The sequence below is a fragment of the Paraburkholderia hiiakae genome, assembly GCF_904848665.1.
Classification (GTDB): domain Bacteria; phylum Pseudomonadota; class Gammaproteobacteria; order Burkholderiales; family Burkholderiaceae; genus Paraburkholderia; species Paraburkholderia hiiakae.
Window position 1 is genome coordinate 87,841 of record NZ_CAJHCQ010000013.1, and the last position, 15,672, is coordinate 103,512.

13 protein-coding genes and 1 tRNA gene are annotated in these 15,672 nt (G+C 65.6%); 3 read left to right on the forward strand and 11 right to left on the reverse strand.

Going from position 1 to position 15,672, the window contains the following annotated elements:
• The first annotated feature begins 100 nt into the window (after nt 1-100).
• Together mrdA and rodA are read left to right on the forward strand one after the other, a co-directional pair.
• A complete protein-coding gene (gene mrdA, locus JMY28_RS23615) occupies nt 101-2,575 on the forward strand; it encodes a penicillin-binding protein 2 (protein WP_201698324.1) in 2,475 nt (824 codons plus the stop codon).
• A 9-nt stretch (nt 2,576-2,584) separates the two neighbouring features.
• Nucleotides 2,585-3,751, forward strand: a complete 1,167-nt coding sequence (gene rodA, locus JMY28_RS23620; RefSeq protein WP_158756648.1) for a rod shape-determining protein RodA — start codon at nt 2,585-2,587, stop codon at nt 3,749-3,751.
• A 96-nt stretch (nt 3,752-3,847) separates the two neighbouring features.
• Here the strand turns inward: rodA and JMY28_RS23625 are convergent, their stop codons facing one another.
• The 10 genes from JMY28_RS23625 to rsmB form a co-directional block, all read right to left on the reverse strand.
• Nucleotides 3,848-4,588, reverse strand: coding sequence for a tetratricopeptide repeat protein (locus JMY28_RS23625; protein ID WP_201698325.1), 741 nt, complete (start codon nt 4,586-4,588; stop codon nt 3,848-3,850).
• The gene (locus JMY28_RS23630; protein WP_201698326.1) at nt 4,585-5,367 is read right to left on the reverse strand and encodes an HpcH/HpaI aldolase family protein; all 783 of its coding nucleotides are present in this window, start codon (nt 5,365-5,367) and stop codon (nt 4,585-4,587) included. The genes JMY28_RS23625 and JMY28_RS23630 overlap by 4 nt, the downstream gene beginning before the upstream one ends.
• 237 nt (nt 5,368-5,604) lie before the next feature.
• A complete protein-coding gene (queD, locus tag JMY28_RS23635) occupies nt 5,605-6,048 on the reverse strand; it encodes a 6-carboxytetrahydropterin synthase QueD (protein WP_201698457.1) in 444 nt (147 codons plus the stop codon).
• 31 nt (nt 6,049-6,079) lie between these two features.
• Nucleotides 6,080-6,712, reverse strand: coding sequence for a 7-carboxy-7-deazaguanine synthase (queE, locus tag JMY28_RS23640; protein ID WP_201698327.1), 633 nt, complete (start codon nt 6,710-6,712; stop codon nt 6,080-6,082).
• Between the two features lie 152 nt (nt 6,713-6,864).
• Complete coding sequence (gene queC, locus JMY28_RS23645; protein ID WP_201698328.1) at nt 6,865-7,596, reverse strand: 7-cyano-7-deazaguanine synthase QueC; 732 nt, start codon at nt 7,594-7,596, stop codon at nt 6,865-6,867.
• A gap of 259 nt (nt 7,597-7,855) precedes the next feature.
• A tRNA-Phe gene (locus tag JMY28_RS23650) sits at nt 7,856-7,931 on the reverse strand.
• Nucleotides 7,932-8,040: 109 nt separating this feature from the next.
• Entirely contained in the window at nt 8,041-8,745 is a 705-nt protein-coding gene (gene esaR, locus JMY28_RS23655) for a response regulator transcription factor EsaR (protein WP_201698329.1), read from the reverse strand.
• Nucleotides 8,746-11,166, reverse strand: a complete 2,421-nt coding sequence (locus JMY28_RS23660; RefSeq protein WP_201698330.1) for a sensor histidine kinase — start codon at nt 11,164-11,166, stop codon at nt 8,746-8,748. It abuts the gene before it with no gap.
• A complete protein-coding gene (locus JMY28_RS23665) occupies nt 11,156-11,749 on the reverse strand; it encodes a DUF4390 domain-containing protein (protein WP_201698331.1) in 594 nt (197 codons plus the stop codon). Before JMY28_RS23665 ends, JMY28_RS23660 begins: the two co-directional genes overlap by 11 nt.
• On the reverse strand, nt 11,746-13,284 hold the full coding sequence (rsmB, locus tag JMY28_RS23670) for a 16S rRNA (cytosine(967)-C(5))-methyltransferase RsmB (protein WP_201698332.1): 1,539 nt from the start codon (nt 13,282-13,284) through the stop codon (nt 11,746-11,748). The genes JMY28_RS23665 and rsmB overlap by 4 nt, the downstream gene beginning before the upstream one ends.
• A gap of 189 nt (nt 13,285-13,473) precedes the next feature.
• Between rsmB and JMY28_RS23675 the strand changes: the two genes are divergently transcribed.
• Nucleotides 13,474-14,718 carry a hypothetical protein gene (locus JMY28_RS23675; protein WP_201698333.1) on the forward strand — a complete coding sequence of 415 codons (1,245 nt, stop codon included), beginning with the start codon at nt 13,474-13,476 and terminating at the stop codon, nt 14,716-14,718.
• Between the two features lie 48 nt (nt 14,719-14,766).
• Here JMY28_RS23675 and htpX read toward each other — a convergent pair whose 3' ends face one another.
• Nucleotides 14,767-15,621, reverse strand: coding sequence for a zinc metalloprotease HtpX (htpX, locus tag JMY28_RS23680; RefSeq protein WP_201698334.1), 855 nt, complete (start codon nt 15,619-15,621; stop codon nt 14,767-14,769).
• Between the last annotated feature and the right edge of the window lie 51 nt (nt 15,622-15,672).

Sequence of the window (15,672 nt, forward strand, 5' to 3'; positions counted from 1 at the left end):
GCGGCGCGCGCTCGCCGCTGGAAGACTCGCTTGACTACCTCTTACGCACCCCGGCCCGCCGTTCCTCGCGATTGGAACAGCGGGGCCTGGGTCTGACAGCATGACCGAATTCAAGGACACCCAGCAGCAGCTCACGAAGTTCCGCTTGCGCGTCGCGGCGGCGGGGCTGTTCGTGTTCGTCTGCTTCGGGCTGATCGCGTTCCGCTTCCTCTATCTGCAGGTCTGGAACCACAGCAAGTACTCGCTGCAGGCGGATGAAAACCGCATTTCCGTCGCGCCCATCGTGCCGAACCGCGGCATCATCACGGACCGCAACGGCGTCGTGCTCGCGAAGAACTACTCCGCGTATACGCTCGAAATCACGCCCTCGAAGCTCACCGACACGCTCGACGACACGATCGACCAGCTCTCGACCGTGATCCCGATCGATGCGCGCGACCGCCGCCGCTTCAAGAAGCTGCTCGAAGACTCGAAGAACTTCGAGAGCCTGCCGATCCGCACGCGCCTGACCGACGACGAAGTCGCGCGCTTCACCGCCCAGCGCTTCCGCTTCCCCGGCGTGGAAGTGCGCGCGCGTCTGTTCCGCCAGTACCCGCTCGGTCCGACGGCTGCACACGTGATCGGCTATATCGGCCGTATTTCGCAGCGCGACCAGGAGCGCATCGACGACGCCAGCGACCAGAACGACAACGATCCCGAGCACTACGATCCGCGCCTCGACGCGAACAACTACAACGGCACCGACTACATCGGCAAGATCGGCGTCGAGCAGAGCTACGAAACCGAGCTGCACGGCCTGACGGGCTTCGAGGAAGTGGAAGTGACGGCGGGCGGCCGCCCCGTGCGCACGCTCTCGCGCACGCAGGCTACGCCCGGCAACAACCTCGTGCTGTCGATCGACATCGGTCTGCAGCAGGTCGCCGAGCAAGCGTTCGCAGGCAAGCGCGGCGCGCTAGTCGCGATCGAGCCGTCCACGGGTGACATTCTCGCGTTCGTCTCCGCGCCGAGCTTCGACCCGAATTCGTTCGTGGATGGCATCGACCAGCAGACCTGGGACGAGCTCAACAACTCGCCCGATCACCCGCTGCTGAACCGTCCGCTGCACGGCACCTACCCGCCGGGCTCGACCTACAAGCCGTTCATGGCGCTCGCCGCGCTCACGCTGCACAAGCGCACGCCGCAGTGGGGCTTCTCGGACCCCGGCTACTACATGTTCGGCGGCCACCGCTTCAACAACGACGTGCGCTCGGGCCAAGGCTGGGTCGACATGAACCGCGCGATCATGGTGTCGAACGACACCTACTTCTTCATGCTCGCGCACGACCTGGGCGTGGACAACATCGCGAACTTCATGAAGCCGCTCGGCTTCGGCCAGCTCACCGGTATCGATATCGCGGGCGAGGCGCGCGGCATCCTGCCCTCCACCGAATGGAAGCGCAAGGCGTACCGCAAGCCCGAGCAGCAGAGGTGGTACGAGGGCGAGACGATCAGCCTCGGTATCGGCCAGGGCTACAACTCGTTCACGATCCTGCAGCTCGCACACGCCACGGCCACGCTCGCCGACAACGGCATTCTGATGAAGCCCCACCTCGTGAAGGAGATCGAGAATCCGATCACGAAGCAGGAGCGCCTCACGGTCCCGAGCCAAAGCGGCCGCCTGAACGTAAGCCAGGCCGATATCGACGTGGTGAAGCGCGGCATGGAAAACGTGACGATGAATCAGTCGGGCACGGCCTTCCAGGTGTTCCGCAACGCGCCGTACACGTCGGCGGGCAAGACCGGCACGGCGCAGGTGTTCTCGCTGCAGGGCGGCAAGTACAAGGCGCATGCGCTCGCCGAGAATCTGCGCGACCACGCGCTCTTCATCGCGTTCGCACCGGCCGAGAAGCCGCAGATCGCCATCGCGCTCATCGTCGAAAACGGCGGCTGGGGTGCGCAGGCCGCAGGCCCGATCGCGCGCCGCGTGCTCGACTACTACCTCGTCGACCGCCTGAAGCCGGGCGTCCAGCAGGCGGCGGTGACCGCGGCGGCTTCGGCCACGGAAGACGCGTCCGCGCCCGTGATCGGCGCGCCGCCCGAGGCGGCGTCCGGCGCGGCTTCGGCCACGCCCGCGACGCCCGCGCCGCCCATCGTTCAGCCTGTCAGGGTCGCCGCTGGCTTCACGCCGCTGCCGATTCCCGGTGCGGCATCGGCGGCCGAGGCGGCTTCGGCTGCGGCGGCTGCCTCGGAAGCGTCGGGCGCGGCCGCTGCGGGTCCGGCTTCGGCCTCCGCTGCCAGTCCCGCTTCGGCCGCCGGCGCAGCGGCGCGGCCCACGCCCGCCAGCAGCGCAGCCGGCAAGGCTCGCAAGCCCCTCCAGAACGTCAGCCCTGATGCGCCCGCTGCAACCAACGCCGTGAACGGCGGCACCGCCAGCGCGGACAGCACGCCCGACACGGGCGCCGCCCGCCCCGCGCCGGCCCCGGTGCCCCGCCACTTCGGCCCTGGCCCCCATCGCCCGCGCCGTCCCGCCAGCGCGAGCGACGCGGCCACGCTCGCACCGCCGCCCAAGCCCGCAACGGGCGGCATCGACGAGTAAGGAGTCACCATGCCTTTCTTCCAGCTCGACAAGATCGACAAGCGCGCCGTGCTCGACACGCTGCGCAAGATGTTCCTCGGCTTCGACCGCCCGCTCGCGCTCACCGTGTTCCTGCTGCTGTGCGTGGGCATCGTCACGCTGTACAGCGCGAGCCTCGACGTGCCGGGCCGCGTAGAAGACCAACTGCGCAACATCATGCTCACCTTCGTGCTGATGTGGGCGCTCGCCAATGTGCCGCCCAACACGCTCATGCGCTTCGCAGTGCCGATCTATACCTTCGGCATCGCGTTACTGATTGCCGTGGCGCTATTCGGCCTCACGCGCAAGGGCGCGAAGCGCTGGATCAACGTAGGTGTGGTGATTCAGCCCTCGGAAATCCTCAAGATCGCGACGCCGCTCATGCTCGCGTGGTACTACCAGCGCCGCGAAGGTGTGATGCGCTGGTACGACTTCGTCGTCGGCTTCGTGATTCTGCTCGTCCCGGTCGGCCTGATCGCCAAGCAGCCCGATCTCGGCACCGCCGTGCTCGTGTTCGCGTCGGGGCTCTTTGTCATCTATTTCGCCGGGCTCTCGTTCAAGCTGATCGTGCCGGTGCTGATCGCGGGCGTGATCGCGGTAGCCTCGATCGCAGCGTTCCAGGACAAGATCTGTCAGCCGCAGGTGAACTGGCCGCTCATGCACGACTACCAGAAGCACCGCATCTGCACACTGCTCGACCCCACGTCCGATCCGCTCGGCAAGGGCTTCCACACCATCCAGGCGGTGATCGCGATTGGCTCGGGCGGCCCGCTCGGCAAGGGCTGGTTGAAGGGTACGCAGTCGCATCTGGAATTTATCCCCGAAAAGCACACCGACTTCATCTTCGCGGTGTTCTCCGAGGAGTTCGGCATGGCGGGCGGCCTCGTGCTGCTCACGCTCTATATGTGTCTGATCGCGCGTGGGCTCTATATCGCCGCGAACGGCGCGACGCTCTTCGGGCGACTACTGGCCGGATCGCTCACGATGGCGTTCTTCACCTACGCGTTCGTCAACATCGGCATGGTGAGCGGCATCCTGCCCGTGGTGGGCGTGCCGCTGCCGTTCATGAGCTATGGCGGCACGGCGCTCACCACGCTCGGCGTGGCGATCGGGCTCATCATGAGCGTGGGACGCCAGAAGCGGTTGATGCAGAGTTGAGGGCACGGCGCGCGGCTTGCGCCCACTCGATCGATGCAGCAAAAAAAAACGCGCTCACTCGAGCGCGTTTTCGTTTCAGTGATCGCTTTCTGGCGCTTACTGCGTAGGCGCCGACTTCATCAGTTGCGCGCTCAACTGCTGGTACTTCAGCCGCGCCACGGGATCGCCCTGTGCCGCCGCCGCCGCATAGTACGCCCGCGCGACGTTGAGGTTCTTCGGCACGCCGTCGCCGCCGCGCTCATAGAACGACCCGGTCACGTATTGCGCCGTCATGTCGCCGCCCTCGGCAGCCTTCTTGTACCAGTAGAACGCCTGCTTGTTGTCGCGCGTGGTCCCGCGCCCATCCAGGTACTGATTCGCGAGCGCAAGCTCCGCTTGCACATGGCCCTGCTTCGCCGCCTTGAGGAACCACTGGTGCGCCTCTACCGGATCGCGCTCGACGAAGTCGCCGTCGTCGTACATCTTGCCGTACACGTACTGCGCGTGCGACATGTTCGCGTCCGCCGCCTTGCGCAGCCATTTGCGGCCCTCGCCGACGTCGGCGGCCCCGCCTTCGCCGTTCACCAGCATCATCGCGTAGTTGAATTCCGCCAGCCGGTTGCCGCGCTCGGCCGCCGCCTGGAACTCGGCGCGCGCTGCGCTCAGATTGCCCGCGTTGTAGTCGGCAACAGCGTTGGCCGTTTGCGGATCGGATTCGGCGCCAGTGGTGGCGCTGGCGCCATCGGCTGCCGCCGCGACGCCGCTCACGCTGAGCGCCGCGCCCGCCACACAGCCGATGGCGACCGCGCGCGCTATCCGCCCAAAGAGCCGCTCAAAAAGCGCTTTCGGACGCTTCATGATCTCGCCTCCTGGAGCGCCTGGCGCGTCGCGCGCACGAGCCACATCACGTCCGCGGCAAGGGCGATGAAGCTGAAGCCCATCTCGCGATACTGCCTGGCCGCGGCCGCATCCATCGCGAAAATGCCGGCCGCCACACCCGCTTCGCGCGCAGCCGCGACGATGCGCTGCACGGCGGCGACCACGTCCGGATGCTTCGAGTCGCCGAGATGGCCAAGGCTCGCCGCGAGATCGGCAGGCCCCACGAACAGGCAGTCGACGCCCGGCACCTTCGCGATATTCTCGACGTCGGCCAGCGCCGCCGCCGACTCGATCTGCACGATCGTCGCGATCTGCGCGTTCGCGCCCTGAAGGTAGTCGCGCCGCGCCCCGTAGGCCGCCGCGCGCACCGCGCCCGCCACGCCGCGCTGGCCGCCGGGCGTGCGCGCATCGGGGTACTGCGTGAGGCTCACGGCACGCGCAGCCTCTTCAGCCGATGCCACGTTGGGGAACATCACCGTGCGCGCGCCCGCGTCGAGCACATGCTTCACGAGCCAAGGCTCGCTGTCGGGCAGACGCACCACGGGTTCGGTCGGCAAATGCGCGGCGGCAATGGCGCGCAGTTGGGCGATGGTGTCGGCGCTGTCGTTGGGGGTGTGCTCCATGTCGATCAGCAGCCAGTCGAAGCCGGCGTGCGCGAGCGCCTCGGCGGCGGTTTCGCTGCCCATCGAGAGCCATAGACCGAATAGCGGCTCCGCCTCCTTGAGGCGTTCCTTGAGAGGATTGGTGAAGGTGTTCATCGCCGTGCTCCCGGCGAGGCTGCGGGGCGCGCACGCGAGGCGCGGGCGGTTGTTCGCCCGGCAGCGCGGCGGCGGCAGGTCTCGCTCCGTTATGTGTTTGTCGGGCCGCACGCGGGGATGCGCAGGCCTTGCGGCAATGATCATACCGCGACAAAAATTTGCCGGCCGGCACGGAAAACCCGCCTTGCGCGGGTCGTCGGAGCGAGTGTGAGACGACTGAGGCGGAACTTGCGAGCGTCAGTCGCGCGTGACTTCGGCCCAGCAGTTCGGCGTCTCGTACAGGCGCAGCTTGTGCAGGCGCAGATTCACGCCGTAGTGCGCGTCATACACGTTCGCGAGAATATCGAACGCGATGGCTGCGAGGTTCTCCACGGTCGGAATGCGGTCGATCACGACCGTCTTGTGGCCCGGCAGCGTTTCGAGAAAGCCGCGCACCTGCGTATCGCCCGCGAAGACGAGGAACGCGTGGTCCCACAGATCGACGAGATACTGGTTCGCGAGCGACTTCACGTCGGCGAAGTCCATCACCATGCCACGGTCGGGCGCGCCTTCGGTTTCGACGAGGTCGCCTTCCAGCGTGATTTCGAGCACGTAGCGATGGCCGTGCAGATTGCGGCACTGGCTGCGGTGGTCGGGGATGCGGTGGCCCGCGTCGAATTCGAGTTTTCGGGTGATCGTCAGCACGGCGCTTCTTCAGAAAAATTCGCGTGAATCAGGGAATGTTCAGGTATTTGTGGGTCTGCATCGACAGGCGCCACTGCGGATGGCGCTTGCACCAGTCGATCGCGAGTTTCGTGTTCAGGTCGCGCGACGGGCCGTCCATGGGCTGCACGAGAAAATACTCGAAATCGAGCTTCGCGTACTCGGCCAGGCGCTGATTCTCCTGCGGCACGACGACTTTGAGCTCGTTGCCCTTCGTGACGACGAGTGGCGCGTCGGCCTTCGGGCTCACGCAGATCCAGTCGATGGTTTCGAGCACCGGCAGCGAGCCGTTCGTTTCGATCGCGATCTCGAAGCCGGCGGCGTGCAGCGCGTCGACGAACGGCGGGTCGATCTGCAGCATTGGCTCGCCGCCCGTGCAGACCACGAAGCGGTTGCCCTCGCCTTCGGGCCACAGCGATGCGATCTTCGCGACGAGCTCTTCAGGCGTGCGGAATTTTCCGCCGTTCTCGCCATCGGTGCCGACGAAGTCAGTGTCGCAGAAGCGGCAAACGGCTTGCTCGCGATCTTCCTCGCGGCCCGACCAGAGATTGCAGCCGGCGAACCGGCAAAACACCGCCGGACGCCCGGCGTTCGCGCCCTCGCCCTGCAACGTGTAGAAAATTTCCTTTACCGCGTAAGTCATGCTGCTGCCTGGTTCTGGCTCATCGGCGCGAGGCGCGCGCAAAGCCGGTTGGTCTCGGGCGCGGATTCAACCTGCTGGCAGGGCGCACCGCCCGTGCGCTGCCCTGAGCATTTTCGCTGCGAAAGTCGCTGTGCGCGGCCCGAGGCCTACGCTCAGACCGGTGCTTCCGTCACGTTCTCGCCAGCGAGATACGCTTCATACCCGCGCTTGCGCAACTTGCACGCCGGGCACTCGCCGCAGCCGAAGCCCCACGCGTGAAGCTCGGCGCGCTCGCCCACGTAGCAGGTGTGCGTTTCGACGCGCACCATGTCCACCAGCGCTTCGCCGCCCAGCTTTTCGGCGAGCCGCCACGTGTCGGCCTTGTCGAGCCACATGAGCGGCGTTTCCAGCACGAAGCGCGTGTCCATGCCGAGATTGAGCGCCACTTGCAGCGCCTTCATGGTGTCGTCGCGGCAGTCGGGGTAGCCCGAGAAGTCGGTTTCGCACATCCCGCCCACGAGCACCTTGAGCCCGCGACGATAGGCGATCGCCGCGGCGATCTGCATGAACATCAGGTTGCGGCCCGGCACAAAGGTGTTCGGCAAGCCGCTCGCCGCCGTTTCGATCTCGATCTCGCGCGTCATGGCCGTGTCGCTGATCGAGCCGAGCACAGAGAGATCGATCATGTGATCGTCGCCGAGACGCTCGCCCCACTCAGGGAACGTGCTGGCGATCGCCGTGCGAAAGCCTTCGCGGCACTCCAGTTCGACGCGATGACGCTGGCCGTAATCGAAGCCGAGCGTCTCGACGCTCTCGTAGCGGTCGAGCGCCCATGCGAGGCACGTGGCCGAATCCTGGCCGCCGGAAAACAGTACGAGCGCGCCCTTGGCTTCTGTTCGAGTCACCGTGAAACTCCGTGTATGAGGTTTCCGCGCGAATGCTTTCGTTGCTTGCTGCTGTTGCTCGCTTTTGTTACTTGAAGCGCCCGGGCGGACCGGCAGGGACAACCCCCGCGCCGGCTCATGCAGTATAGGCTCGGGCCCCTGCAAGGGCATCGGCGCACCCTTATACCCTGGATACCGTCGATGTCTGGAATTCGAACCGCAAGACAACGAGCACAACGAAAAAGCCCCAGGAATCGAACGATCTCCTGGGGCTGCATTCTGGTGGCCTGGGACGGAATCGAACCATCGACACGCGGATTTTCAATCCGCTGCTCTACCAACTGAGCTACCGGGCCAACGAAGAAAAAAGATTATAGCGATGAATCTGGCGTTTGCCAAGTGGCTTTCGCAAAAATTCGTGAGCCGGACTGCGCCGCTCGCTTTCGCGAGCGCGCACTCTCACCCTCACTCGCCCTTGCTCTTGCCGAGGTCCACGCCGAGCTGCTTGAGCTTGCGATACAGGTGCGTGCGCTCAAGCCCCGTTTTTTCGGCCACGCGCGTCATGCTGCCGTTCTCGCGCGCGAGGTGGTACTCGAAGTAAGCGCGCTCAAATGCGTCGCGCGCGTCGCGCAGCGGAATGTCGAACGAGATCGAAGCCGTCTGCGTGGCCGTCGCGCCCGCGTGCATGCCATGAACGCCGTCGGCGGCCAGCACCGGCAGCGCCGCCGCCGATGCCACGACTGCGGGTCCGCCCGCCGCCGACTTCCCCGCCGCCGCCGATGTGGCCTGCGTGACCGGCGCCGCCGTGCCGCGCGCGAGCCCCTGCTCGACCGCCTTCAACAGCTTTTGCAGCGCGATCGGCTTTTCGAGGAAGTTGAGCGCACCGATCTTCGTCGCCTCGACGGCGGTGTCGATGGTCGCGTGCCCGGACATCATGATGACCGGCATCGTCAGATGGCCCTGCGCGGCCCATTCCTTGAGCAGCGTCACGCCGTCGGTGTCCGGCATCCAGATATCGAGCAGCACGAGGTCCGGCACGTGGCGCTGCCGGAAGTCGCGCGCCTGCTGCGCATCTTCCGCGAGCTCCACGACGTGTCCTTCGTCGCTGAGGATCTCCGAGAGCAATTCCCGGATGCCCATTTCATCATCTACCACCAGGATGGTTGCCATTTACGCTGCCCTTGTCTGCACTGTTGCTTTTGATCCCCGTTCCGCTTCGGCACGCGCCTGCCCCTCCCCGGATCGGCCGGGTCCTGGCGTGGCGGCATCGTCTGCCAACTGGAGAAAGAGAATCGAGATCTGCGCGCCTTCGATCACATCGCCCGCTCTCATTCGATTGCGGATGTCGATGCGCGCGCCGTGCTCGTCGACGATCTTCTTGACCATCGCAAGCCCGAGTCCTGTTCCTTTGGCCTTCGTCGTCACATAGGGTTCGAACGCGCGCGTGAGGATGCGCGCCGGAAAACCGGGGCCGTTGTCCGAAACCGTGAGACGCACCGCCACGCGCGTGCGGCCTTGCGCGTCGGGGTCTCCGTATTCTACGGCGCGGGTCTCGAGCGTCACGTGAGGATTCTGCGTGTCGGCCACCGCGTCCTGCGCGTTTTGCAGCAGGTTGTGGATCACCTGGCGCAATTGCGTGGCGTCGCCCCGTATGACCGGCAACTCGGAGAGTTCGACCTTGATCGCACTCTTGCCTTCTCCCACACCGTAGAGCGTGAGCACTTCGCTCACGAGCTCATTGAGCTGCAGGTTCGCGAGCACCGCAGGCGGCGTGCGCGCGTAATCGCGGAAGTTGTCGACCATCTGCTTCATCGCCGCGACCTGATTGACGATGGTGGTCGCGCCGCGCTTGAGCACTTCGGCGTCCGTTGGCGCGAGCTTGTCGGAGAGCTTCATCTGCAGGCGTTCGGCCGAGAGCTGAATCGGCGTGAGCGGATTCTTGATCTCGTGCGCAAGACGCCGCGCGACTTCGCCCCACGCCACCGAGCGCTGCGCCGAGATCACGTCGGAGATGTCGTCGAACACCACGACGTAGCCCGAGGTCTGCATGTCGCCCGCGTCGCGGCCCGTATCGGATACGAGGCGCGCGCCGCGCACGAGCAGCGTGAGCGGATCGGTCTCGCCCGGAATCGGTACGGAGAACTGCTGCTGCCAGTGGCCGCGACCGCGATCGCCGTCGCCGCGTGAAGCTTCCTGATCGGCGAAGGCCTTGCGCACCATCGCGCCGAATTCCGTGAGCGCGCCGATATGATCGAGCGCAACGCCGAGCTGCGTCTGGAACGGCTGACGGAAGATGCGCTCCGCGCCCGGGTTCGCCGTCGTGAGGCGGAACTGCCGGTCGAACACGAACACGCCCGCTGTGAGGTTCGCGAGAATGCTTTCGAGATACGCCTTCGAATGCTCGAGCGCGATGCGGTTCTTCTCCACGGCCTGGCGCGCTTCGGAAAGCTGGCGCGTCATCGCGTTAAACGACTGGGTGAGGAAGCCCAGTTCGTCGCGCGACTTGATCTCGCGCTTGGGCGTGTAGTCGCCCTCGGTCACTTCCTTCGTGCCCTGCGCGAGCAGGAAGAGCGGCCTTGCAAGCTGGTTGCCGAGCGCGAGCGCCAGCATCATCGCGACGAACGTGGCGAGAAAGAGCGCGAGCGTGAGCGTGCCGATGTACATCTTGCGCAGGCCGGTGCGGCCAAGCGCCTTCTCCTGATATTCGCGATATGCGCGCTGCACGGCGTCGGCGTTACGCGCGAGCGCGGCCGGCACGGGCTGCTCCAGTTGCAGGAAACGCTCGGCCGGCTGCAGATCCGTTGTGTTCGCATCGGGAATACGCGTGACCACGCGCAATCGCAGCGCGCCCTTCGAGCCAAGCTGATGCGGGTCGCCGTCCACTTCGCCTTCGATCGCCGCATAGCCGCGCCCGCGCGCCTGATCGAGCATGAGCGACGTGGGCATATCGGCGGGCATGAGCGACGAGAAGTTGCTCGACGCCTGCGCCACCACGTGCATTTCCGGCGCCGCGCCCGACATGCTGCGCACCGGCTCGACGATCATCGCGTCCTGCACGCCGAACTGGTCGCGCGCGCGCAGGAGCGTGAGCGTGGTGCCCGCGGCGTCGCCGCTCGCGATCTGCTCGGCCATGAGACGGCCCTTGGTTTGCAGGTCGGACAGCGATGCGTCGAGCATGCCGCGCCCGAGATTCAGGCCTGCCGTGAGCGCGGTTTCCACGTTCACGTCGAACCAGGACTCGATCGAGCGCGAGACGAACTGATAAGAAACGATATAGATGATGCCGCCCGGCACCACGCCCACGAGCGCGAAGAAGAACGCGAGCTTCGCGAGCAGCCGCGTGCCGAACTTGCCGCGTCTAAGGCGCACGACGATCACGATCATGAGCGCCGTGACCACCGACAGGAAGATCAGCGCAACGACGATATTGGCCGCGTAGAGCCAGCCGTAGTAGCGGTCGAAGAACTCGGTGTTCGCGCTCGCCGCGGCGAGCAGGACGAGCAGCAGCGTCGCGGTGAACGCGACGGTGGAAACGAGCAGCTTGACGACGACGCTGCTGAAGCTGGTGGCGCGGCGTACTTTATTTAGCACGTTCGGTCACCGTGAAGTTAAAGCGCTTCCAGTCGGAAGCGAGATTCCAGTCGCGGTTGTTCACGGCGTCGATCTGGAACGGCTTGGGCATCAGCGCGACGTCGAGCTGCATGCGCACCGAGGCCGTGTACGTTTCGCCGGCATGCACGTCGTTGCGGTCGATCACGTGCCACGAGGTGACGTGCTTGATGACCGCGAGCGCGTCCGCGAGCGTCGAGAAGCCGAGCTGCAGGCCGCCGCTGGAGACGCGGTACTCACGCGTGAGCGGCTGGAACGACAGGCGAATGCTTTGCGAAACGCTCACCGGCTGTTCGTCGAACCAGTACCAGCGCGCGCGTGTGAGCTCGAAGTCGGTGGTGAAGTAGAGCGGAATGCCCTTGTTGACCGCGTCTTCCAGGCTGCTGTTGAGGTCGAAGTCGAAGCGGGCGTCGAGACTCCAGCCGTTGCTGTCGGCCTGGAGCGACGCGCGCTGCACCGAGATCGAGTCGGCGCGCGCCGGCGTAGCGGCCACGAAGCCGACGACAGCAAGCACCAGCCAGATCAGGGCCGCGAACCGCAGCGGGAAGAAGCGTTTGATGATCACCGTTTCTGAAAGCGCGCGTAGAAGAATCCGTCGTGATCTGCGGTGCGATCGGGAACGGGGCAGTCGGTTGCCGTCACTTCGGCCTTTGCATCGGCATCGTGCCGCGCCTCGTCGGCTGCGCCGCATTCTGGCCCTTGGGCCGGCGCGCCGAACGCCTCGGGCAGCAGTTGCCCCGGGGCGTCCAATCGTACCGCATCCGCATGGGTGCTTTCAAACCAGCGCGCCTGCGCCTCGCCTTCCTCGGGGAAGATCGAGCAGGTCACGTAGAGCAGTTCGCCGCCCGGCTTCACGAGCGGCCACAGCGCATCGACGATGCGGCGCTGCTCGGCGGCAAGCGCCGCGATGTCGCTCTCGCGGCGCAACCAGCGAATGTCCGGATGGCGGCGCACGATGCCCGATGCCGAGCACGGCACGTCGGCGAGGATGCGATCGAACCGTTCGCCGTCGTGCCACGCGGCGGGATTGCCCGCGTCGCCGACCACGATCTTTGCGTGGCGCGCCGGATGCGCGGGATCGTCTTGCGCGAAACCAAGCCGCGCGAAGTTCTCGCCGATGCGCGCGGCGCGTGTGGCATCGCTCTCCAGCGCGATCAGGTCCATGTCGGCAAGCTCGAGCAGATGGCCGCTCTTGCCTCCGGGCGCCGCGCATGCGTCGAGCACGCGCATGCCGTCGCGCACGTCGAGGATTTGCGCGGCGACTTGCGCACCGGCATCCTGCACGGACACGTCGCCCGCGAGGAACCCGGGAATGCGATCCACCGGCAGCGGCGCGGACAGGCGCACGGCGTGTTCGCCGATCTGCGTGGCGGCGATGTTTTCGGCGGCGAGCCGTTGGACGTATTCGGCGGCGCTCGCACGGCGCGCGTTCACGCGCAGCGTGAGCGGGCCTTGCGTGTTGCCAGCGGTGAGAATCCCCTGCCACTGCGTGGGCCACGCGGCACGCACCGCGTCGATCCACCAGCGCGGATAGTTCCACTGCGCGGTTTCATCGGCCTGAGCAGCGGCAAGCGCCGCGTCGCGCTCGCGCAAAAAGCCGCGCAGCACCGCATTGACGAGCCCCTTCGCAAAGGCGGTCTCGCGGCGCGCGCCCACGGCGCGCACGGCCTGATCGACGACCGTAAACGGCGTGTAGGCGGCGCTCGCCTCGTCTTCTGCGAGCAACGCCAGCGCGCAGGCCAGCAGATTCGCGACGGGCGGCGGCGGCGCCTTGCTCACGCGCTGCCGGATCAGCCATTCGACCGTGCCGAGCCGCCGCATCGTGCGATACGCGATGTCCTGCACGGCGCCGCGAACCTGCGGCGCGAAATCGGCAGGCAATGCGGTGAAGGCGCTCGCGAGCGCGGCGGGCAGCGCCGCACCGGCGTGCACCGCGCCGACCGCGTGTGCAGCCAGGTCGAGCGCGAAGCCGAGCGAATCGGGGGCCAGGTGCACGGCGTGGCTGCGCGCCGGCACTGCGCCCTGCTGGCGCGCAGGCGATGCGGAACTCTTTTTGCCGTGAGATGGCTTGCTGGGTCGCCGGGATGGGCTGGATATCATGAAGAAACCGGATGCGGGCCGCGGTGAATCGCGGCGTCAACGATGCACAAGCGAGCCATTGTAGCGTGGCGAGCGCGCAACACTGCTAGCCCCGTTCGATTCGAGTTGACCGCGCCACGCGCGCAGCCCGGCGGCGATGAATTCGTCTGGATACATCTTGGCGGATACCGACTAACGGCTCGCCGCAAGATGTCGACAGAAAACACCTCCCCCAGCTTCGTCGCGGCCATCATGAAACCACTCGGCAAGAAACACGATTTCGCGTTCCTGGCCTTTGTTGCGCTCTTTTCCGTGTACCAACAGGGACGGGGAAAGCTGTTCTCGCCCTTCTGGGACTACAAGGTGTACGCATACGCGCTGGACCAGTTCAAGCGCGGCGCAAATCCGTATATCCCGCACGGATTTCCCTTCGTCTATCCGCCCATCTTCCTCAATCTCTTCTCGCGCATTCCGTTTCACTGGCTCTATCTGGCGTTCGTTGTCGCGTCGCTGCTCTATCTCGCCTGCAGCGTCCGGCATGCGGATTTCGTCGTCGCGGGTGCGCTGGGGTTTCTGACTGGCGGCGCGGGCGTGGGGGGCATCCTCACGGGAAACTTCGCGATCTTCGGTCACCTGCTGATCATTGCGCTTTTCTATGCGGCTTCTCAGGACGCTTCCGGTTCCGCGCGTAGTTCGGAGCACGCCTCACGGCCGAGCCACCGCGCGACGGCAAAGTATTGCGCGCTGGTTTTTTTCATCGCCCTTTTCGCCTCCATCAAGATCTATTTCCTGACGTACGCCCTCGTGTTCTTTTTTATCTCCAGGGGCATGCGCTATTTCTTCGCCGTGCCTTTGTGTGTTGCGCTCGCAACCATTGCGCAACTCGCGCTGGAACCGCGTCTGTGGACCGACTTCGAAACCCTGCTGCGCTGGCAGATGCTCGCCCAGAACGATTCCGGGCTCGTGCTGTTCGGGATACTCGAACAGCACGTCCGGGCGCTATCGACCCTGGACGACGTTCTGTTCTACGAAGCGGTCGTCGTGGCGCTATTCGTGTACGCGGTCAACCCGTTGCGCGGGCGCCGGCTCATGGTGGCCGAAAACGAAAACGTACCTGGCAGGCTGTTCTATATTCTCGCGTTCTGTCTCGCGCTGAATCCGAGAATGAAGGAATACGACATCGCACCGTTTTTCGCGTGCTGCTACGTTTCGCTATTCCAGAGTAGCAAGGGCGATAACCGCATGGATCGCGTGATCTTCTATGCCGTACCGTTGGCGTTCATCGCCGCGTGGATCGTCGCCAAGTTCGGACACGTGTACTACGCGCTCGACGTGTCCTGGTTCATTGGCGTCTATTTCGTGTTCTTCGTCGTTTCCCTGCGTCAACGGGCATTGCGGGTTTCGGCTCGAACCGACGTGCGACACGTAGACGGCGACGCCACGGCGGCCGGCTGAATGAAAAACGCCTCCGAAGAGGCGTTTTTTTCATTGCTATGTGTCGCTTTAGCGTCTGGTGCCCGCAGCGATCTCCATCAACCGGCGGATGCGCTCTTCCGTGGACGGGTGCGTGCTAAAGAGGTTCTGCAAGCCGCCGCCCGACAGCGGATTCATGATCATCATCTGCGCCGTGGCCGGATGCTGTTCGGCCGCCGGGAACGGAATGCCCTGCGCATAGCGATGGATCTTGTCGAGCGCCGAGGCGAGCGCCTGCGGATCGCCCGAAATCTCAGCGCCGCCCCGGTCCGCTTCGAATTCGCGCGCACGCGAAATCGCCATCTGGATCAGCGCGCCCGCGATCGGCGCGAGCAGCGCCACGGCGATGCTCGCGATGGGATTCGCCGGGCGGCCGTTTTCGTCGCGGCCGCCGAAGATCATCGCAAAGTTGGCGAGCGCCGAGATCGCGCCGGCCATGGTGGCCGAGATCGTCGAAATGAGAATGTCGCGGTGCTTCACATGCGCCAGTTCGTGCGCCATGACGCCGCGCATCTCGCGCTCGGACAGCACGCGCAGAATACCCGTGGTCGCCGCGACCGCCGCGTGCTCGGGGTTGCGGCCCGTGGCGAAGGCGTTGGGCGCGTCCTCGTTGATGAGGTAGACGCGCGGCATCGGCAAGCCCGCACGCGTGGCCAGATCGCGGACCATGCGATAGAACTGCGGCGCCGTGGTCTCGTCGACTTCCTGCGCGTTGTACATGCGCAGGACCATCTTGTCCGAATACCAGTACGAGAAGAAGTTCATGGCGAGCGCGAAGAACAGCGCCAGCACCATCCCGCGATGCCCGCCGATCAGCCCGCCAATCATGATGAAAAGGGCCGTAATCGCGGCCATCAACATCGCGGTTTTGACCCAGTTGAACATGTGCTGTGCTCCTTCACCCACCAGGGGATCAAATCGATCGTTGAACGCCCG

Coding starts and splice junctions, on each gene's coding strand:
- mrdA (WP_201698324.1), top strand. CDS start 101: ATGACCGAATTCAAGGACACCCAGCAGCAGCTCACGAAGTTCCGCTTG.
- rodA (WP_158756648.1), top strand. CDS start 2,585: ATGCCTTTCTTCCAGCTCGACAAGATCGACAAGCGCGCCGTGCTCGAC.
- JMY28_RS23625 (WP_201698325.1), bottom strand. CDS start 4,588: ATGAAGCGTCCGAAAGCGCTTTTTGAGCGGCTCTTTGGGCGGATAGCG.
- JMY28_RS23630 (WP_201698326.1), bottom strand. CDS start 5,367: ATGAACACCTTCACCAATCCTCTCAAGGAACGCCTCAAGGAGGCGGAG.
- queE (WP_201698327.1), bottom strand. CDS start 6,712: ATGACTTACGCGGTAAAGGAAATTTTCTACACGTTGCAGGGCGAGGGC.
- esaR (WP_201698329.1), bottom strand. CDS start 8,745: ATGGCAACCATCCTGGTGGTAGATGATGAAATGGGCATCCGGGAATTG.
- rsmB (WP_201698332.1), bottom strand. CDS start 13,284: ATGATATCCAGCCCATCCCGGCGACCCAGCAAGCCATCTCACGGCAAA.
- JMY28_RS23675 (WP_201698333.1), top strand. CDS start 13,474: ATGTCGACAGAAAACACCTCCCCCAGCTTCGTCGCGGCCATCATGAAA.
- htpX (WP_201698334.1), bottom strand. CDS start 15,621: ATGTTCAACTGGGTCAAAACCGCGATGTTGATGGCCGCGATTACGGCC.